General features: G+C 36.6%; 20 protein-coding genes and 1 pseudogene. 3 read left to right on the top strand and 18 right to left on the bottom strand.

Translation table 11 applies throughout. From position 1 onward, the window contains the following. Both H5S41_RS11480 and rfbB read right to left on the bottom strand, forming a co-directional pair. Positions 1 to 520: SDR family oxidoreductase (locus tag H5S41_RS11480; RefSeq protein WP_182601935.1), on the bottom strand; the 520-nt coding region annotated here is incomplete at its 3' end. A gap of 82 nt (positions 521 to 602) precedes the next feature. Continuing rightward, positions 603 to 1643 (bottom strand): dTDP-glucose 4,6-dehydratase, encoded by a 1041-nt coding sequence (gene rfbB, locus H5S41_RS11475; RefSeq protein WP_182603402.1) that lies wholly within the window; start codon positions 1641 to 1643, stop codon positions 603 to 605. A gap of 287 nt (positions 1644 to 1930) precedes the next feature. On the opposite strand from rfbB, the pseudogene H5S41_RS11470 reads away from it, so the two are divergent. Continuing rightward, positions 1931 to 2287 (top strand): annotated as a pseudogene (locus H5S41_RS11470) (ATP-binding protein); the annotation flags it as partial. 334 nt (positions 2288 to 2621) lie between these two features. Here the strand turns inward: H5S41_RS11470 and H5S41_RS11465 are convergent. From H5S41_RS11465 to H5S41_RS11410, 12 genes are all read right to left on the bottom strand, one after another. Beyond that, on the bottom strand, positions 2622 to 4202 hold the full coding sequence (locus tag H5S41_RS11465) for a putative polysaccharide biosynthesis protein (RefSeq protein ID WP_182603407.1): 1581 nt from the start codon (positions 4200 to 4202) through the stop codon (positions 2622 to 2624). Positions 4203 to 4218: 16 nt separating this feature from the next. Beyond that, positions 4219 to 5451, bottom strand: a complete 1233-nt coding sequence (locus H5S41_RS11460) for an O-antigen ligase family protein (RefSeq protein WP_182603401.1) — start codon at positions 5449 to 5451, stop codon at positions 4219 to 4221. Positions 5452 to 5468: 17 nt separating this feature from the next. Beyond that, complete coding sequence (locus H5S41_RS11455; RefSeq protein WP_182603400.1) at positions 5469 to 6515, bottom strand: glycosyltransferase family 4 protein; 1047 nt, start codon at positions 6513 to 6515, stop codon at positions 5469 to 5471. A gap of 10 nt (positions 6516 to 6525) precedes the next feature. Then, positions 6526 to 7047, bottom strand: a complete 522-nt coding sequence (locus tag H5S41_RS11450) for an acyltransferase (RefSeq protein WP_182603399.1) — start codon at positions 7045 to 7047, stop codon at positions 6526 to 6528. A gap of 87 nt (positions 7048 to 7134) precedes the next feature. Next, positions 7135 to 7908, bottom strand: coding sequence for a WecB/TagA/CpsF family glycosyltransferase (locus H5S41_RS11445; RefSeq protein WP_182603398.1), 774 nt, complete (start codon positions 7906 to 7908; stop codon positions 7135 to 7137). Positions 7909 to 7913: 5 nt separating this feature from the next. Next, positions 7914 to 9056, bottom strand: a complete 1143-nt coding sequence (wecB, locus tag H5S41_RS11440) for a non-hydrolyzing UDP-N-acetylglucosamine 2-epimerase (RefSeq protein WP_182603397.1) — start codon at positions 9054 to 9056, stop codon at positions 7914 to 7916. Between the two features lie 20 nt (positions 9057 to 9076). Next, positions 9077 to 9736 carry a sugar transferase gene (locus tag H5S41_RS11435; RefSeq protein ID WP_182603396.1) on the bottom strand — a complete coding sequence of 220 codons (660 nt, stop codon included), beginning with the start codon at positions 9734 to 9736 and terminating at the stop codon, positions 9077 to 9079. A 23-nt stretch (positions 9737 to 9759) separates the two neighbouring features. Next, positions 9760 to 10512, bottom strand: a complete 753-nt coding sequence (locus H5S41_RS11430; RefSeq protein ID WP_182603395.1) for a CpsD/CapB family tyrosine-protein kinase — start codon at positions 10510 to 10512, stop codon at positions 9760 to 9762. An 18-nt stretch (positions 10513 to 10530) separates the two neighbouring features. Next, complete coding sequence (locus H5S41_RS11425; protein ID WP_182603394.1) at positions 10531 to 11406, bottom strand: YveK family protein; 876 nt, start codon at positions 11404 to 11406, stop codon at positions 10531 to 10533. 19 nt (positions 11407 to 11425) lie between these two features. Beyond that, a complete protein-coding gene (locus H5S41_RS11420; protein ID WP_182603393.1) occupies positions 11426 to 12427 on the bottom strand; it encodes an LCP family protein in 1002 nt (333 codons plus the stop codon). 319 nt (positions 12428 to 12746) lie between these two features. After that, entirely contained in the window at positions 12747 to 13217 is a 471-nt protein-coding gene (locus H5S41_RS11415) for a winged helix-turn-helix transcriptional regulator (RefSeq protein ID WP_231833136.1), read from the bottom strand. A 109-nt stretch (positions 13218 to 13326) separates the two neighbouring features. Then, the gene (locus H5S41_RS11410; protein ID WP_231833135.1) at positions 13327 to 14046 is read right to left on the bottom strand and encodes a hypothetical protein; all 720 of its coding nucleotides are present in this window, start codon (positions 14044 to 14046) and stop codon (positions 13327 to 13329) included. 220 nt (positions 14047 to 14266) lie between these two features. Here H5S41_RS11410 and H5S41_RS11405 point away from each other — a divergent pair, with 220 nt between their 5' ends. Next, a complete protein-coding gene (locus tag H5S41_RS11405; protein WP_182603392.1) occupies positions 14267 to 14842 on the top strand; it encodes a sigma-70 RNA polymerase sigma factor region 4 domain-containing protein in 576 nt (191 codons plus the stop codon). A 9-nt stretch (positions 14843 to 14851) separates the two neighbouring features. Then, positions 14852 to 15088, top strand: coding sequence for a hypothetical protein (locus H5S41_RS11400; RefSeq protein WP_182598683.1), 237 nt, complete (start codon positions 14852 to 14854; stop codon positions 15086 to 15088). Positions 15089 to 15129: 41 nt separating this feature from the next. Here H5S41_RS11400 and H5S41_RS11395 read toward each other — a convergent pair whose 3' ends face one another. From H5S41_RS11395 to H5S41_RS11380, 4 genes are all read right to left on the bottom strand, one after another. Beyond that, a complete protein-coding gene (locus tag H5S41_RS11395) occupies positions 15130 to 15630 on the bottom strand; it encodes a hypothetical protein (protein ID WP_182603391.1) in 501 nt (166 codons plus the stop codon). 58 nt (positions 15631 to 15688) lie between these two features. Continuing rightward, complete coding sequence (glpK, locus tag H5S41_RS11390; protein ID WP_182603390.1) at positions 15689 to 17197, bottom strand: glycerol kinase GlpK; 1509 nt, start codon at positions 17195 to 17197, stop codon at positions 15689 to 15691. Between the two features lie 136 nt (positions 17198 to 17333). Then, entirely contained in the window at positions 17334 to 17519 is a 186-nt protein-coding gene (gene thmT, locus H5S41_RS11385) for a 2-hydroxymuconate tautomerase (protein ID WP_003663508.1), read from the bottom strand. An 82-nt stretch (positions 17520 to 17601) separates the two neighbouring features. Continuing rightward, positions 17602 to 19431 (bottom strand): cation:proton antiporter domain-containing protein, encoded by a 1830-nt coding sequence (locus H5S41_RS11380; RefSeq protein WP_182603389.1) that lies wholly within the window; start codon positions 19429 to 19431, stop codon positions 17602 to 17604. Between the last annotated feature and the right edge of the window lie 13 nt (positions 19432 to 19444).

Genomic DNA, 19444 nt, shown 5'->3' with positions numbered 1-19444 from the left:
TATCGTGATCCTTGGCAAGTCGTAACATGGTGTAGACAAAGTTCTTGCCATACTTACCAAAAACCCAAGAAGTACGGATAATATAATAATCGTCAAGAATTGACTTAACTGCTTCTTCACCTGCTAACTTAGCCTTACCGTATTCATTCTTTGGGTTGACCGGGGCATCAACTTTATATTCTCCCTCATTAGTACCATCAAAAACATAGTCAGTGCTGATATAGACCATCTTAGCACCAACCTTTTTCGCTGCTTCGGCAACATTTCGCGTACCAACTTCATTTACCTGCCAATTTAACTCTTTAGCCACATCTTCGGCATTGTCAACGGCAGTATAGGCCGCACAATGGTAAATAACAACTGGGTTTAATGCGTTGATCTTTTCGTCCACAATCTTTTTGTTAGTAATATCCATTTGCTTGGAATCAAAGGCATCATACTCAATACCCCGTTCATCTAATAAATTACGTAATTCAGAACCGAGTTGACCATTGGCACCGGTGATTAAAATTTTTGTCATCGCTTTTCTCCTCTCTTTTAAATTAATAGTCGTGATGTTCATCGGTAATCGATTAGAATATCACGACTATTTTTATTAATTATTATTGTCCATTCTTAGCATACTTTGCTTCAACGGCGGCCTTCTCATCTTTCCACCAATCTTGGTGTTCTGTATACCAATCAATAGTATGTTGCAAGCCGGTCTTGAAGTCAGTGTATTCTGGTTCCCAGCCTAATTCAGTTCGTAGCTTAGTCGCGTCAATTGCATACCGCAAGTCATGACCAGGACGATCCTTTACATGATCATACGCATCTTTGGACTGACCCATTAGTTCCAGGATCATTTCCAGAACTTCCTTATTGTTCTTTTCACCATCAGCACCAATCAGGTAGGTTTCACCAATCTTACCCTTAGTTAAAATGTCCCATACTGCTCGGGAATGGTCATTGGTGTGAATCCAGTCACGGACGTTTTTACCTGAACCGTAGAGCTTCGGCCGAATACCGCTTAAGATATTCGTAATTTGACGCGGAATAAACTTTTCGATGTGTTGGTAAGGACCATAGTTATTCGAGCAATTAGAAATTGTAGCCCGTAAGCCAAACGACCGAACCCACGCCCTTACTAATAAGTCAGAACTAGCCTTAGATGACGAGTAAGGACTTGATGGACGGTATGGGGAATCTGGCGTAAACTTCTCGCCTTTTCCTTCACCATGACCTGGTAAGTCTTCCCGCAATGGTAAGTCACCATAGACTTCATCAGTTGAAATATGGTGGTAACGGACATCATATTTCCGGCAAGCTTGGATTAAGGTAAAGGTTCCTTCAATATTCGTCTTAATAAATGGTGTTGGATCAATTAATGAATTATCATTATGACTTTCGGCCGCATAATGAACCACGGCATCTGCTTTGCTTACTAGCTTATCAACTAAGTCCTTATCGCAAATATCGCCAACTACTAACTCTACCTTATCTTTAGGCAGGCCATCAAGGTTAGCAGGATTACCAGCATAAGTTAATTTATCTAAAACCGTGATGTGTTCAACTTCCGGGTGATCCTTAACGACATAGTGGACAAAGTTAGAACCAATAAAACCAGCACCACCGGTAACAATAATATTTTTAAATGTTTCCATAATACTCCCCAAAGTATGTTAAGAAAATCTGATGAGAAACTATAACAAAATGTTAAATAATCGTTTGCAAAAAAATCCGATGCCAATTAAAAATATCTTACTATACATAAAATAAATTTCTATATCAAAATACACATTTTATAAACGAATCCAAAAAGATTATATACTTTATTGTCTATAGTATAGGGTTATGACGCAACTTTTTAAATTTAGAAAGATGATTTTCATGCCTTAATCAAGGCCTAACATTTCCCGTCACTATCATCAATTAATAGGTGAACAACACTGATGTACAAATACTATTTATTAATTGCTATGAACTAATTCTTAGATTAAAGGCAGCTCAAAAAAAGCAACACTTAGAGCGCGTAATGCGACGATATGAGCGATATGACCTGTTAATCATTGATGAATTAGGTTATTTACCAATATCAGCAGAGGAAGCAAAACTATTATTTCAACTAATAAATGGTCGCTATGAACGTAAATTAACAATCATAACGACCAATGTACCATTATCAAGTTGGGGAGCTGTTCTCCATAGTACGGCAACCGCAGAGGCCATTTTAGACCGACTTGTCTATCACTCACATGTGATTAAGATCAAAGGAAAGTCATATCGCTTAGCATCGGTCAATTCCTAAACCGCCTAAATCATACATTTTTAAACCGCCATAAAATGACAATTTAAAACCGCCCTTGACACCCTTATTTAATTTTGGCTTGAACACCTACATCTTAAGTCAAAAGAGGCCTTTTTTATATAATTTTTATCGCCCGCCCGCATAGCAGGTGACTTTTTGTTTCGTGCACTCGCTTCGCTCACGCACTCAACTAGGTCTAAAGACATTAATAAAAAGAACCGTCACAAATTGACGATTCTAACCAGACTAATTTAGTTAGCGAAAATTTATATTTGTGTATCAACACTACTTGACGTAGAGCCATAAAATCATTGAAAAGATAGATGTACAGTAACTATTTAATATTTAACTTAGTTCTTAAAGCTTCAGCCTTATAACCTATAATTTTATCAGCAAGTCTGAATTTTAATACTAAGAATAAATATATAATCCCACCAATAAATACAGCAAAAATTAAACAAACAAATGCTATATATCGATTATATATATCAAAGGGTGAATTAATCAAACTTATGAAATTTTTTGTAAAGAAACTCATAATAAGTGAAAATAGAACAATTTTATTAATAGTTTTTAATATATATGAAATTCTAAAATTATAGTTCAAATAAAAGTATCTTAATATTAAATAATTTACCACTATCATTGATATACCAGTAGAAAGTAAAGGTCCAAATACTTGAAAAAAATATATAGATGGTAATTGAAATATTAATTTCAAAAGTATTCCAATTAATAGATACTTCAGCATTTGTTTGCTTTTCGAAAGCCCTTGCATAACAGCTGCATTAACTGTATATAATCCGAGTGGTAAAGCAATAAATGCTGAAAACTCTAATACCATTATGCCTAAATCATCATATTTATAAAATACTGTATAAATTTGTTGTGCAACTGAATATAATCCCAAAGCCGTCGGTACCATAATAAAAAGAAATAATAATTGAACGTTTTTTATTTGAATTTCTATATTTTTTACATCGTTTTTGCTTCTTAACATTGCTAATATCGGAATTACGGTAGCAGCAATTGACATTGCAATAGAAATAATTATCATATAAAGTTTATTAGCATTAAAAGAAAATAACGCATAGTAAACATTCAATTTATATTTAGAAATACTATTAAACATCTTCATTATCTTGAAAAAAGTATATTGATCAATTAACTGATATATCGTAATACCGGATTCAATTATAATAAAGGGAATTGACTGGTAGATGACTTTCAACATCAATTTTCGCGTTGAATTTAAACTTTTATTTTGAGTAACACCAACATTTAAAATTTTTCTATATTTTACTAAAGCAATTAATAGTACGACTAAACCACTGAAAGCCCCTATAAAAGCAGCAAAAGTTGATTGAGTAACCGCATTTTTCCAATCGCCACGTATTATTTTCATAATGAAATAAGTTATAACTAACATATATATAACTCTGAAAAATTGTTCTGTAAATTGCGAAATAGCTGATGGGGCCATCAACCCATACCCTTGAAAATAACCTCTAGTTACTGAAATCGTTGGCATAATTAATACAGCAAATGCCAATGAATTAATGACTGGGATAACATCCTTATCGCCATTGTCCATTAGCCTTGCTCCTGCTATCATAATAAATGCACTTATAATCCCCATTAATAAGGCGACATATAACCCCGATCGGTATAAATGCTGACTCAAAGCATAATTCTTTTCCCCATTGTATTGAGCAACCAACCTAGATACTGCAGCAGGAATTCCAGCAGTTGCGATAATTAAAAATAAATTATAAATATTATATCCTTGCGCAAATAATGAATTAGCTTCATTACTATGAACGCCCATCCACGTTACCCAGGGAATTGTATAAATAGCTCCCAGCAATCTGGAACCTATGCTTCCAGCTGTCATCCATGCTGATCCCTTAAGCATTTCTTCTTGCCTACTTCTATCCCTCACTTAAGCTTTCCCCCTTAAAGTCACTATTCGAATTCACAATTAGGCCCGAACAAATTACAGCAAAAAAGACTCCAGATAAAGCCGTTTCAAATACATGACCACTTAATGTACTAATTAAAATAGTTAATAAAAATGCTCCAGAATAAAATTTAATATGTTTATTTTTGAGATAGATAGAAAAATAATATCCATAAATTAAAACAGCTCCAACAATTCCTAATTGAAATAATATATCAAATATATCCATTTCAACAAACTTAAAAATAGGAATCATAATTGTGTAATTATATCCAGTCCCAAAGAGAAAACCTTTTATACCAGCAATTTCAGAAATCCAATTATATGTAGGGGCAATTCTATCTGATCGGGTACTAGTAAAAAAGGATAGGAAACCATTTTTATTATAAAAATATTGCCAACGTTGAATAATAGTGTTTAAATCATTCATAAAAAAAGTAAAAATGGCAGCAATTCCAATAATTACCATAATTAGTAATATAAATTTTTGCAACCTACTTTTTGAGTCTTTACTCCCTTTAAAAACATAATATACAGTTACCACTGCAATTATTAAGTAGTTTCCTTTTAATCCCATTATTAATGAAACAATTAGTACCATTATATATTCTGCTATATAAAGTATCTTTGTATTCATTGATACTTTATTTATAACGTATAAATATAAAATATCAATGACATAAGAAATATCATTTTGCGCATAGTAGAGTCCCTTAAAACCTGCCTGTGCTTGCTGACTAATACTAGTACTATCCCCATATGTTGAGAAACCAATCCCGAGAAAATAAGGGATAATCATTGTCAATGGAAAAAGAAGAAGCCAAGAATTCATAATAAAATTAATATTCCTGCTATTTAATTTATTATTATTATATAAACTCCTTATAGTTTCAATAATAATAATAGGCAACATTAATTTAAATAATAAAATAATATAAGTTGTTCCATAATCCGTACTTCCAATCACAGAAAGTAATAAATAAACAAATATAAGTAGTAAGTATATTAAAGCTCTTTTATTAAGGCCATAAAAGCACCAATACATAACACTTACTACTACAATAATCAATCGATAAACAATCCCTAATGAAAGGCCGTTTTCATTTCCACCACCATTTAATAGGCCGTTCAGTGAATCCATAATAGGCAAAATAACCAGTAGAAAAATATATGTTGCGGCAACTTTTCCCTTTGAACTTAGCATTTATTATCTCCATTATTTCATTTAAGTAGTTTACTATATAAATTTGACAGCTGTTTTAGAACTCTTTCTTCAGAAAAATTCTGACTCACTTTAGTAAATCCATTTTTACCAAAAGTACTAATATTTTTTGAAATAGAACAAATTGCTTTAGCAATGCTCTCAGGATTTCCCGTTTCAGCAATAACCCCATCTTTACCACTAGTTATTAGTTCTTTAGTAAATCCTTTATCTCCGCAAATAACAGGTAATTTATAGGACATTGCCTCTAAAACAACTATTCCAAATGATTCAAAATGTGAGGGAAGAATCAAAATGTCTGATTTTCTTAGAAGTTCATCTTTCTTTTCTGCATTAGCCCATCCAATAACTTTAATATATTCTTCCAACTTCTTCTCTTTAATTATTTTCTTACATTTTTCTATCTCTCCATTTCCCGCAATTCTAAGAATAATATTGTTAGTTCCTCTTGAAACTAACAATTTAATTGCATCAATTAAATCATACGTCCCTTTTCTATCCCCAATATAGCCTAAAAATAAAAGATTTATTTTATTATCTGCATAATAATTTTTTGTTATTTTAGGGATTTTAACATAATTCGGAATAACTACTATATTTTTGGAATCAACTATCTTACCCCAGAACTCTCGCCAGCCAGGTGTTAGAACTATAATTTTTTTTGCATCTCGCATTCTATTTCTAAATTTTTTTTTCATGCTTTCACTAAGAGAATTATAGTACTCCACAATTTCGCTTCCATGCGAATGAACAATCGTTGGAATTCCAAAAAAGTTGTTTATTTTTATAATGACCATCGCTCTCGTACAGCTTCCTCTTTCTGACATATGTATATGAGAAATTTGTACTTGTTTTAACAAACATAATACTACATAATAACTTATTCCTGTAATGAAAATTAAGAATTTATACCTTTTTGAAGCTGTAACAATATGTTTTAAATTAAAGCTATTTAAATAACTACTATTAATATAGCTATTAATTACAGTCAAAATTCCTCCAGGATAACTATTTCCAGGTCCAATTTCGCAAATATATTTTTTCATTATAGGCAACTCACTTTCTTGTCTTTATTATTTTTGCTGGAACTCCACCAACAATTGTATAACTAGGTACATCTTTAGTTACTACTGCTCCAGCAGCGCACACTGAACCCTTACCAATATGAACACCTTTTAAGATTATCACGCCATACCCTATCCAAACATCATCTTCAATAGTAATTAAACTATTATATTCTCCTTGTTTATTCATTGGAATTGTAGTCTTAGTAATATTATGATCCGTACCAATTAATGCACAATGTGGTGCAATCATTACATTATTGCCTATATTGATTGCGCCTTGAATATGCGCATAATCCCCAATACTAGAATTATTTCCAATTTCTATATTGTTTGAAAAAGAGATATGTCTTCCTATATCAATATTTTTCCCACATTTATTAAATATAAGAAATCCGCAAAACATTCGAATTAGCTTAGCTATTCTCCAAGTATGATGCAATTGATAGTGAGGCAACCAACTTCCTAATAAAATATACATTAAATATCCCACTGATTTTTTTACTTTTTGCATCTTTATCTCCTAAAATAATTTCTTAATTATAGAAAGAAACAGGTCTCTCTATTACAAAGAAAGGCCCGTTTTAAAATCAATCAAAACTTAATTTGATTTCTCTTCGATAACGTTTTTTATAAATTTTGTATTTCCAATAAAGTATCGTTTAAATAGGCGTTTAGGCTCACAACTAACTCTAAATAACCATTCTAAATTAGCTTTCTGCATCCATTTTGGTGCTCTTGGAATTTTACCAGAAATTACATCAAAACTTCCTCCCACACCCATAAAAACACTATTTAGTCCTTTATTTTGTAAGTATTCAATTAAATATTCTTTTATAGGAGAAGTAATTCCAACAAAAACAAAGTCAGGATTTTTGCTTGATAACAAGTCAGCTATACTATCCCAATCATTTTCTTTAAAGTATCCGTCATGAATTCCGACAATGTTTAATTTGTCATATTTAGTTTTTAATACTTTTGCAGTATCTTCAACAATATTTTTTTTAGCTCCCAAAAGAAAAATACTATAATTTTTCTTTGCACTTAATGCTACTAGGTCTTGCATTAAATCTATTCCTGCTACTCTTTCAGGTAACGGTTTTTTTAAGAACTTACTAGCAAGTATTACTGAGGCACCATCCGCATTTATAATTCCACACCCATTAATTATTTCTCGTAATAATTTATTATCATTAGCTGCATTAATTTTATCAGCATTTACTCCCATTAAGTGTAATGGAGTCTTGGTAATTACATATTGTTCAACTAAAGAAATTGTATCTTTACTATCAAGAACATCTATACTAGTACCTAAAATTTGGATTCTACTATTTGATCCCAATCGTTTTTCTTGTTTTACTATTAGATTTTGCATTTATTCTACCCCTTAAATTCAGAAATTTTTCCTTCTTTAGTAAAGTAGTATCGAATATCATCTAATATTCTTTTCGAAGCTAAACCGTCTCCATATGGATTAGAAGCTTTAGACATTTTTTGATATAGGGTATGATCATGCAACAAGTTATTCATCAGGTTCTTAACATGATTTTTCTCAGTACCAGCAATCATTAAAGTACCTGCTTTTACACCTTCGGGTCTCTCTGTCGCATCCCTTAAAACCAATACTGGTTTTCCTAAGGACGGCGCTTCTTCTTGTACACCACCAGAATCTGTCATAACAAAGTAACTTCGTGCAATTAAATTATGAAAGTCAACTACATCTAAAGGATCGATTAAATGTATTCTTTCAGTATGGCCTAAGATACGATTAGCCGTATCTTGCACTACTGGATTCAAGTGAACAGGGTAAACAATCTCAATATTACTATTCGATAAAACCATTTCTTTTATGGCGTTAAAAACGTTTTCCATTGGTTTACCCAAATTTTCACGTCTATGCATTGTAACTAAAATTAGCTTATTATCTTTTTTTACTTTGTCTAATACAGAATGATGATAATTCTCATTAACGGTGTTTTTTAATGCATCTATTGCAGTATTTCCTGTAACAAAAATTGATTTTTCATTATGACTTTCTTTTAATAAATTATCTTTACTAAGTTGGGTAGGAGCAAAGTAAAGATCACTCAAGACATCAGTCATTTGCCTGTTCATTTCTTCAGGGAATGGTGAATATTTTTTCCATGTTCTTAGGCCTGCCTCCACATGCCCCACAGCAATTTTATGATAGAAAGAGGAGATGCTTGCAGCTAAAGTACTCGTTGTATCACCATGTACAAGAATAATATCCGGCTTTTCCATATTAAGAATTTTATCTAATTTAGCTAAAATATTAATTGTAATATCTGTTAAAGTTTGTTTAGAGTGCATAATTTTCAAATTATAGTCTGGTGTGATATTAAAAATATCTAACACTTGATCTAGCATTTCCTTATGCTGACCAGTTACAGTAGTAATAACTTCAAATTCATTATTTCTCTTTTTAGCTTCTAAAATTAAAGGAGCCATTTTTATTGCTTCAGGACGTGTTCCAAATACTGTCATAATTTTAATTTTTTTCATTGTCTTCTCCATACTATTCATTAATAAGAACCATTGGGCTTAATTACAATTTCCACAGTCTTCCAAATAATCCATAAGTCTAACAAACAATTGGCTTGCAGAATATATTTAATATCTAACTGAACCATTTCATTAAACCCAACTTCATTCCGTTCTGTTGCCTGCCATAACCCAGTACAACCTGGGATTACATACAAGCGTTGTTTATCATAATCGCTATACTCAGCAACCTCAGAAGGTAGCGGTGGGCGTGGACCAACTAAACTCATATCACCCTTAATCACATTAATAAATTGTGGTAACTCATCCAAACTGTGTTCCCGAATGAAGTGACCAACCTTTGTTATCCGTGGATCTTTTTTCATTTTAAACATCGGTCCGTCAACATCATTTTGATCCTTCAGTTTATCTAACATCTGATCAGCATTGACAAACATTGACCGAAATTTGTACATTTTAAAAGTTTTTCCATTTTTCCCTACACGAACTTGCTTATAGAAAACTGGGCCATGGTCCTCTCTTTTTATTAAAAAAGCAATCCACAACATAACCGGACTTAATAAAACTAGCCCACAAGTTGCTGCGACAAGGTCAAAGCACCGTTTCACTGTATGATAAACTGGCCGTGCATCTATCTTCACTTTATCCAATAGAACTGTTTTACTTTCCAACGAAACCATAACCTCCCTTAATCCAAGCTATTCTATTTTCCAGCATCCTCACCGTAACCGTAGCCATATCCGTAACCGTAGCCATATCCAGCATCGCCATCGGCATTGACATCATTCATCACATACCCCAATAAATTAGCATGGGCCAACTTTAATAATTCGACTGCCCGTTTAACAGCTAATTTCTGTGTTTGTCCTTGCTTTACAACCAAAACAACCGCATCTAGATGACGGGACAAAATTTGCGTATCAGTAACTTCTAGCATTGGTGGTACATCAACGATCACCATGTCGTAAATGCCTTTAACCGTATCCAGCAATGTTTTCATCCGTTGAGAATTCAACAATTCTGCTGGATTAGGTGGAATTGGCCCCGCTGTTAAGATATCAAGATTATCAACCCCACTTGGTTGAATAATCTCTCGTAAATCAACAGAATTAGTGCCACTAGTTAAAATAGTGGTTAAACCATGCTGATTACTCTTATTAAATGTTGCATGAAGTGTCGGGCGACGTAAATCAGAATCAATCAACAACACTTTTTGACCAGTTTGTGCCCAAACAACCGCTATATTATCGGTAACCGTTGACTTACCTTCTGACACGTTAGCTGACGTTAAAGCCAGCGTCTTAATCGGCTTATCAATTGCCATAAAGTTAATATTTGTCCGAATTGTTCGGAACTGTTCAGAGATTGGGCTCTTGGGATGAGCAACGGTAATCAACTTGGCCCCATTATCCATGGTGTCCGTTGATTGCTTTTGTGTGCGATGAAATAATGACATATCTATTACTCTCCTCCTTTAAACCCGTCGACTACCAGAATCACTACGGCGACTTTCTTGTTGGTTAACCTTAAAGTCACGACTCATATTAATGTGGTTTACTTGGCCAAGATTAGTTAATCCTAAATCATTAGTTAAGTAGTCATCGTCATGAATACTTGTATCCATTAAATCACCAATTAAGATGTAAAGGAAACTAAGAATTAACCCTAATACCGCCCCTGCTAAAGCAAATAACTTCTTATTTGGAAATGAAGGTGCATCAGGAGTACTTGCCCGTGAAACAATTGTCACGTTATTAACGCTCATAATCTTCTTAATTTGTCCCTTAAAGACATTAGCAACCGTATTAGCAACTGCCGCAGATTTTTCTGGACTATCAGTCTTGACTTGTAAGGAGAAGACTTGGGAATTCTGCTGGGTTGAGACGCTAATTGCCTTCTTCAACTCATCTGTTGACATATTGTAACTTTTACCACCACGTTCTACGACTGCTGGTTGAGCTTCCTTAATTAACTTTCGTGTTCCATCTGCATTCCGGCGGTATTCGGCTGGTTCAGCTGGTTTGATCACCTTTACCGGATTTTTTAATTCCTTACTAGCCTTACTTAAGATTACTTGGTTTGTAATGATATCCTTATAAGTGTTAATCATCTGGATATCAGCTTGTTGGTTATTAAAAGCTTGACCGTTATTATCATTAGAATGTTTTTGATTGACCAAAATTTCGGTTGTTGCCGTATATTTCGGTACAACGACAAATTGGGCAACAACAAAGCCCAAAATCCCTGCCAATAGGGTCCAGACAATCAACATCTTCACGTGCTTGCGACAGAGCATCATCAAACGATGCAAATCAATCGTATTATTTAACGTTTGTTGTGAACTATTCACGACTTCTACTCCTCAATGTTTAATTTTTTAAGCTATTTTGCAACAGGTTAGTAATTCGTTGTTGTTCACTAGTTGGAACAACTTCAAAGGCTTGACCATCTTCATTTTGACCTCGTCCTTGAGCATGATCTTGGACAATATGTTCATTCGTATCACGATAGCTTTGTGCTAAGCGCATCATATCGTCAAAAGTTAAGTCAGTTTGTGAACTATCAGATACTGACCGTAAGAATGACCGATTAAGCACGGTCTTGTATGATATTGACTTCTTTAATAGCGCCATAATTACTAACCGTTGCCGTGACTGACGACCATAATCACCCTCAGGATCGTCATACCGCATTCGACTAAAGGCTAAGGCTTTCTTTCCATTCATATGGTAGGTCTCGCCCTTTTCAAAACTGTAGCCTTCATAGTCAAACGTCAGTGGTGACTTTACATCAACCCCGCCGACCTGGTTAATTGCTTTCTCAAGGCCACCCATGTTAACCAAGACATAGTAGTCAATTGGAATATCGAAGTGTTCTTGGATCGTATTAATACTTTCCTTAACTCCCCCATAGGTATAAGCAGCGTTGATCTTGGCTGGCGAATATTGTGGGTAATCAGGCAAGTTAACCTTCATATCCCGTGGCAAACTGACAATGGTTGTCGTCTTTGTCTTTGGATTCAAGGTCATGATCATCATTGTATCCGTCCGACCTTTATAGTCCCGGCCAAGTGCTCCGGTATCTGTTCCTAATAAGAGAATCGATACTGGCTTTTTTTGTTCAAGCACTTTTTGCGCATCCCGCGACTTGGTAGCACCAGCATTACTATACATATCATCTGTCGTTGACTTCAGATTATGCCATGCCATCCCCGCAAAGAAGAGGGCAACTAGTACCAGTACCCCCACAATCGACCAAAAAATCTTCCAGCCGCGATGGCGTCGATGATGACGGTGGTGGTGATGGTGATGATGCTCATGTTGATGAATATCTTCATCGTTATTTAAGGGCTGATTATTTTCGTCTGACATAAATAAATTCTCCCATACCGTGGCTAACCTCATAACCTAAAAAAGTCCACTAGTGCAACAAGTTACATTACCGGAAACCTACACTAACAATGGTAAATAACAAGCTGCAGACTTTTTTATATCAATTGTCAGCCAATCAATTTTAATAATTACTTAATACATTATTAGGAATGGAGCCTATTTAGTCAAGCTATAATTTCAAACTTTTTTCACAAATACACCAAAAGTATAAATTTCATTATCTTGTAAGTTGTTGCAATCACAGTGTTTGCAAGAATTTAAAATACAATTTAATAGTTGATTACCGGTTTATTTCACTTTAATTACATTTTAGATACTCACTGTAACAAAAAAAGAGCTTGGACTTATCCAAGTTCCCTTTCTTAACATCCTTATAAGCACTACAAGTACTTATCAAGTTTTTTATTGTACTCGATATACTTGCATCGGCTTCTGGCTCGACAATCTGATCGGAAATCTGGTTAGCAGAGTCATCCATCTGTTGACGACCCCATACGCCCATCGTTACGACCATATTCCGTAAGTCAGTGCCGTTATCAGTCAATGTATACTTATCATTTTCGTCCTTGTTTGAATTAACAATCCGTAAGTTCTGCAAGGAGGCTATCTCATCATTTAGTGCTACTAAGGTTAATTCTGGTAACAACCGATGCAACTCATCAATGGTGAATGGCCGAAAGCCTAACCAATAGATAATTCGCGGTTGCCACTTATCCTCTAAAACATCTAATGTGTAGTTTACTCCACACTGATCTTTTCTTTCAGTCATAAAAATTGCTCCATTCCATTGCTTAGCTAATTCTCTTCCCTTCACCTACTATTATAACAAGCTAATGGACTAATGTTTAATTATTGTGCATTTTTTAGCAATTTTTATCCTAAAAACGATTTATCACCCGCTTTAGCCGTTCGACAAACTCTGGTGCAATCATCTCCCCGTATGTTTCCTCATAGGCAAGCCCAACAATATGTAAGATCGTTGCCATTAATACTTTCTCACTGATCCGCCGATGCTCCTGAATCACGCAATAATCGCTGTCATATGTCCGTTCATGAATATCTTCTTGCTTTTTCTTTCCGTACTGATGACGGCAATATTCGTAGATTTGTAATTGGATTTTTGCGACATCATCTGCTGCCCCGACTATCCGTCTAAATGTCCGATAACTAGTATTAACCTGCACATGATAGGTTTCATTTTTGCCCCTTAATAGCATCTCAACTCTCTTATCATCTATTAACTCAGCTGCGTCATCTAAGAAATGAACCATGTAATAAACAACTTGATTATTTGATCGGCCACAAGTTGGCACTAAGCGATGGTGACCAGCGATATATCCTCTCGTACGACACCCGACTAAATCATAAAGAGCTCCCATTTCGTGACTGTGAATCGAATTTTCCTCAGCGAACCGATCTAACACTTCATTTAACCGCCGTTTTAAAACCAGCTTTTCACCCTCAGTTGTCAAAATAAAGGTGTGGTCCTGGTCATAAGCGGCAATCAACAGGGTATTATCCCACCTCACCTGATAATTAGCCGGCTCCCCATCAATCGCTAACCGATGTAATTCCATTAAGTCAATTTTCTTTCTCATCTTTACGAAACTCCTTATGTCAATTCTTAAAATAAACCAAATCGCTTGTAAAACGATTCACTTTTAACATGAATAATAAGATACTGGCTTATTCCATTCCTGTCAACGTCTTTTCAAAGGACAATCAAGCGTTTTTATCGTTCGCTAAGATGTTCTATTTGCGATAAATTGATCGTACTCAAGAGCTCTTGAGAATATTTCTAAAGGATGTTCTCAAATAATGGATTATAAAAAAATTTCTGATGGCTTAACTTTCCTGATGACTGATAAGCGGATTACGATCGTTCACGGTGTCTTAAAAAGTTTAGGAATCTCTCCCCGCCGTGATGATTATGATGATTTCGTTCAAGACGCATCGATCATCTTTGCCCAAGCATACGCAGACTTTCTTCGCGACTCTGACCACTCTGCTAACGAACGGGACCTGATGTGTTTTGCGTATCAACGGATGCGGTGGCGCCTACTTGACCGTCTCCGCCATCAGCAGCTAGAAGGAATCCTTTTCTCTTACTCGCTTGACAATCCGGAAGATGATCACGACTACGACGATATTTTAGTAGATCAACTAGCTAGTCATCCCTTTACCCACTTAGAAAATAGCAGTTTCCTCGGCTACCTCTACCAGCATAGTAATCTTAATCAACAACGTTACCTGGTCGCCAAACTTAACCACCACCTAAGCGACCGTAAAATTGCCCGCGAATACGGGGTTACCCGAGCTGCCGTTTCGTACTGGCGTCGTGGTGTAATCACCCGCGCACACCAGCTTCGTGCTAAAATGAAAGGAGAGTTTTGAGGTGAGAATTTGGAAAAACATGAAATTGACCGCCAAGCTAATTGGCTTCATATCAAGTATGACGGAGAAGATCGTGATGATGAGTGCGTTAATGAACTCAGCATTTACCAAAATAACGATGATCCTGAACTCCAAATGCTTGTATCAAATGTTGACTTTAATAATATCAGTCATGATAATACTTTTGCTCTAACCAAGGATGATGCAAGGTTATTAGTAAAATACTTACAAGACTGGCTTAACTAAAAAAGCTGAGAAAAGTTTTTGCTTTTCTCAGCTTTTTCCTTTTACGATACCTCTTTGTCAAAGGCATCCCCCATTAATTTCCAATAATCCATAATCATTGCAAAATCAATTGGCCCCTGCATTCCCAAGTTAAGCTGGGTAATCTTTTGTAATTCATTACTCAACAAAACGCGGAAGTCGGTTAGCTTAATAACATTATTGTGCGGATATGATGGTACCAAGCTAATGACGTGATCCATCAAATCACTAATCAGGCCTGAATAGAAGTCGACTAGATCAAGGCTAGTCATCGCAGCAGGTTCTAAAAGGTCTTCACGTTCCTTATCGAAAACTTCATACCACCGTGTCATTGAATTCCAATAAGCATTATAAAGCTTCTTACTCTGCGCATCAGCAAACTCCAACTGATAACGACTTAAAACTTTCCACTGTTCTAATAAATCAACATACAATGACTCATGAGGAAGCGCCACATCTTCACGGGTTTCCTTAATAAATCGTGCCAAATCATCAGTCATTTGAACCGGCGTCTTCTTTTTCATTTCTCATTTTCCTTTTTTATATTAGTTTATTGAATGGTGTTTGGTATCAAATTATATATTATTGTTTGTCTTTACCATAGAATTGCGCAGCTGCGATGGCCCGTTGCCACCCCTGGTATAAGTCGGCTGCAACTTTCTCATCCATTTGCGGATCAAATTCATCGCCAATCTTCGAGAGCTTGCGCAACTCGTCTTGATCTTCCCAGAAATCAACCGCCAGTCCCGCCAAAAAGGCTGCCCCTAGTGCGGTCGTCTCTTCCATGGCTGCTCGTTTAATTGGTGTTTGAAGGATATCGGCCTGGAACTGCATCATAAAATTATTTCGTGACGCGCCACCGTTAACCGTTAGTGCTTGTAATGGTAACTGGGTATCCTTAACCATAGTATCAACCACGTCTTTTGTCTGATAGGCAATTGCTTCAAGAGTTGCCCGAATGATGTTACCCCGGTCAGTTCCCCGCGTCAATCCAAACATGGCTCCCCGTACTTCTTGATCCCAGTATGGGGCACCAAGACCAGTGAACGCAGGGACAACATAAACTCCGCCAGTCGTCTTCGCATTAACCGCCATCTGTTCAGACTCACTCGCCTTATCAAACATTTTAAGCCCATCTCGTAACCATTGTACGGCTGAGCCAGCAACAAAGATACTTCCTTCAAGGGCATAATGAATCTGCCCATTTAAGCCATAAGCAATCGTCGTTAAAAGACCATTATCAGATAGTGTCGGCTTTAGACCAGTATTCATTACAATAAAGGCTCCAGTGCCATAAGTATTTTTAATGGACCCCTTATCATAAGCTGCCTGACCAAAAAGTGCCGCCTGTTGATCACCAGCAATGCCCGCAATCGGAATCTGAACCCCATAAAAGTGGTAATCGCCAGTGTAACCATAGATAGCAGAACTCGGCTTAACTTCTGGAAGAATTGACCGTGGAATATCCAGTAAGTCTAAAATGTCCTGGTCCCAATCAAGGGTATGGATATTGAAAAGCATCGTCCGACTAGCATTAGTAACATCAGTCGCATGGACACGGTGACCAGACAAGTTCCAAAGCAACCAAGTATCAATGGTTCCAAACATCAAGTCCCCATCAGCCGCTTTTTGGCGAGCGCCAGGGACATGGTCAAGAATCCACTTAATCTTAGTTGCGGCAAAGTAAGAATCAATAACCAGCCCCGTCTTTTTATGGACCATCTCTTTATAACCATCTTTAATCAATTGTTCAGCAATCGCGCTCGTTTGTTTTGATTGCCAAACAATTGCGTTATAGATCGGCTTACCAGTATGACGATCCCAAATAACAGTTGTTTCCCGCTGGTTAGTAATCCCAATCGCCGCAATCTTATATGGCTTAATCTGGGATTTGATCATCACATTAGAAATCACCGACTGAACACTGTCCCAAATCTCTAACGGGTCATGCTCTACCCACCCTGGCTTAGGAAAATACTGGGGAAATTCCTGCTGACTAATCGCCACTTTGGTTCCCTCGTGGTCAAAGACAATCGCCCGTGAGCTCGTCGTCCCCTGGTCAATCGCCATAATATATTGTTGTTCGCTCAATTATGTTCATCCTTTCGCTATTACTTGCGAGTAGTTTCTACCTATAATATGAAGAAACTTGATGGATTTAAATTACACAAAAAAGCCATCGTGAAAAGACGCTATCCGTTCTCCCCCGATGACTCTCTCTTGTTTGTTACTTGTCGCTGACCATCTTACCAGCTACACTATAGCGGTCCTTACGCATCTCATTCAACACGATATGCACCCGTTCGGCAGGAACATTGGCATCTTTTGAAATTGCTGCTGTAACATCCTTTACGAGAGCCTTTAACTGCTCATCGGTCCGGCCTTCAATTAAGTCGATATGAACTAATGGCATAATGCGTGCCTCCTTATAAATTCATTTAAAATCTTACCATAATAGCGCTTTTACAGCAATTAGATTAGGTCAAATTATTAAATTAATTTGACTTTCGTAATTCTTCCCGAACTTCCTCGGCTGCCTGGCGGTTCCCAGTAAAGACAATGTGGTCACCAAATTCAATGACCGTATCGCCATGAGGATCAATCGGCTTACGCTTACGGAAAATCCGGCTAACCGTAATATGGTTGATGAATGGTAACGTATGAAGCTCACGACCAATATAGCGAGAATTAAGGACAGTTGCTTCATATAGTCCCGCTTCCGTATCAGTCAGCATCCGCAAGATTAATGGTGATTCAATCAACGCCCGCAAGACACTGCTCTGCACATTGAAACTATTGAAAATTTCGACTCCCTTATCACGCAGGGCATTAACGTCTTTAGGATCAAGACGGGGATTATTCTGACTAGCAATCACCCGTTTAACCCCATGCTCTTTTGCAATTTGAGCAAGCCGTGCAGACTTATGATCGTTTAAGAATCCAACAACCATAATGTCACAATCAAAGTATCCGCCATGTTTTAGGGATTCCGCATCAAGCGTAGGCAAGTACTCAAGATGCTTAACTTCACTATTATAAGTCTTAAAGTTTTTTTCGTTATCCGTAACCATCCGCACATCATACCAGTTCTTATACAATTGCTGGGAGATTGGAACAGTTAAGGTATTTGTACCAATAAAATTAACCTTCTGCTTGATTAAATCAGCTTTTTCCGGCTTAAAGACTGAATTAAAGACAACCGGTGCGATAATGCAGACAATAATTGCGGCTAAAGTAAAAGCATCAGACTGGGCGGTCGTAATTGCATGAAGGTTCCGCGCAACTTGCAGGGTTGGCAAAACTAATGTAATTGTGGTGACAACGAGGAAGCTTCCCGCAAACGAATTACGGGGTTTGAACCGCCGTCTGAAAACTAACATCGTTGGCATCTTCGCTAAGATAAAGCCAATAACCAAAATTGGAATTAAGGCTAGTGCTTGGCGGTTAGCAAATAGGTTTTTTAAATCAAGCCGGTCTCCAGTCATAATGAAGAAAAATGGAATTAAGAAACCATAACCAATTGAGTTTAGCCGGTCTTCAGTTGCCTCACTTGGCTCAAGAAGTTTCATTACCATCCCGGCTAAAAAGGCTCCAAGAATGTTTTCTGCACCAACTGTTTCCGCAATCGTCACTAATGTAAAGATCAGGAAAAAGGCTAAGCGGATATCGAGCTGGGTCGTGGACTTAGAAATTTTATTGAACCAGATGAACGGTTGCTTAAACCGCTGAAGAAGAAAGATTGCAGCGAGAAAAAGGAGGACGATTAACCATAGCCGCCCTGCATTTCCCCCGTTAATCGATGCATAAAAGGTCAAGGCAAGCATCGGGGTAACTTCCCCAAGGACAGCTGTTAGTAGCAGTGTCTGTCCAACCGGCTTTTGCAAAATATCCTTTTCCTTTAATGTTGCAATAACCACTCCTAAGGCAATCGTTGAGAAAAGAATCGTTGCTAATAAAATATCATTAAATAAGTGCAACTGACTAATGACAACCGCAAGGACAAATGAAGTAACTACAACTAGGCCAAATGCTTGGGAAGCCATCACTACTGGTGAGTCTTTCGCCTGCTTTTTTCCTGGTGTCTTCCGGAAAAGTTCAAAATTGATCTCCATCCCAGATAAGAACATCAGCATAATCACCCCTAGTGACGATAGGAGGTTCAGCGTCCAGCTAGGATTAACAACATTTAAACAACTTTTACCGAGAATAATACCGGTAAGGATTTCGGCAACGGCAGTCGGAATCGAGGAAACTCTAAACCGTGCCATAATAATAGGAATAATTAACGCCGCTAACATTACAATTAGCATCGATAATTGTTGCATATTATCCTCTCCC

It is taken from the genome of Limosilactobacillus albertensis (assembly GCF_014145555.1).
Classification (GTDB): Bacteria; Bacillota; Bacilli; order Lactobacillales; family Lactobacillaceae; genus Limosilactobacillus; species Limosilactobacillus albertensis.
This window is presented reverse-complemented; position numbering and strand designations above follow the sequence as displayed.

Bases quoted from the DNA above. Each gene is read 5' to 3' on its own strand.
- wecB (WP_182603397.1), bottom strand. From the start codon at position 9,056: ATGAAAAAAATTAAAATTATGACAGTATTTGGAACACGTCCTGAAGCA.
- H5S41_RS11450 (WP_182603399.1), bottom strand. From the start codon at position 7,047: ATGCAAAAAGTAAAAAAATCAGTGGGATATTTAATGTATATTTTATTA.
- H5S41_RS11395 (WP_182603391.1), bottom strand. From the start codon at position 15,630: ATGAAAAAGAAGACGCCGGTTCAAATGACTGATGATTTGGCACGATTT.
- H5S41_RS11460 (WP_182603401.1), bottom strand. From the start codon at position 5,451: ATGCTAAGTTCAAAGGGAAAAGTTGCCGCAACATATATTTTTCTACTG.
- H5S41_RS11410 (WP_231833135.1), bottom strand. From the start codon at position 14,046: ATGAGAAAGAAAATTGACTTAATGGAATTACATCGGTTAGCGATTGAT.
- H5S41_RS11465 (WP_182603407.1), bottom strand. From the start codon at position 4,202: ATGCTTAAGGGATCAGCATGGATGACAGCTGGAAGCATAGGTTCCAGA.
- thmT (WP_003663508.1), bottom strand. From the start codon at position 17,519: ATGCCATTAGTTCATATCGACTTAATTGAAGGCCGGACCGATGAGCAG.
- H5S41_RS11455 (WP_182603400.1), bottom strand. From the start codon at position 6,515: ATGAAAAAATATATTTGCGAAATTGGACCTGGAAATAGTTATCCTGGA.
- H5S41_RS11445 (WP_182603398.1), bottom strand. From the start codon at position 7,908: ATGCAAAATCTAATAGTAAAACAAGAAAAACGATTGGGATCAAATAGT.
- H5S41_RS11420 (WP_182603393.1), bottom strand. From the start codon at position 12,427: ATGTCAGACGAAAATAATCAGCCCTTAAATAACGATGAAGATATTCAT.
- H5S41_RS11435 (WP_182603396.1), bottom strand. From the start codon at position 9,736: ATGGTTTCGTTGGAAAGTAAAACAGTTCTATTGGATAAAGTGAAGATA.
- rfbB (WP_182603402.1), bottom strand. From the start codon at position 1,643: ATGGAAACATTTAAAAATATTATTGTTACCGGTGGTGCTGGTTTTATT.
- H5S41_RS11415 (WP_231833136.1), bottom strand. From the start codon at position 13,217: ATGACTGAAAGAAAAGATCAGTGTGGAGTAAACTACACATTAGATGTT.
- H5S41_RS11380 (WP_182603389.1), bottom strand. From the start codon at position 19,431: ATGCAACAATTATCGATGCTAATTGTAATGTTAGCGGCGTTAATTATT.
- H5S41_RS11405 (WP_182603392.1), top strand. From the start codon at position 14,267: ATGGATTATAAAAAAATTTCTGATGGCTTAACTTTCCTGATGACTGAT.
- H5S41_RS11430 (WP_182603395.1), bottom strand. From the start codon at position 10,512: ATGTCATTATTTCATCGCACACAAAAGCAATCAACGGACACCATGGAT.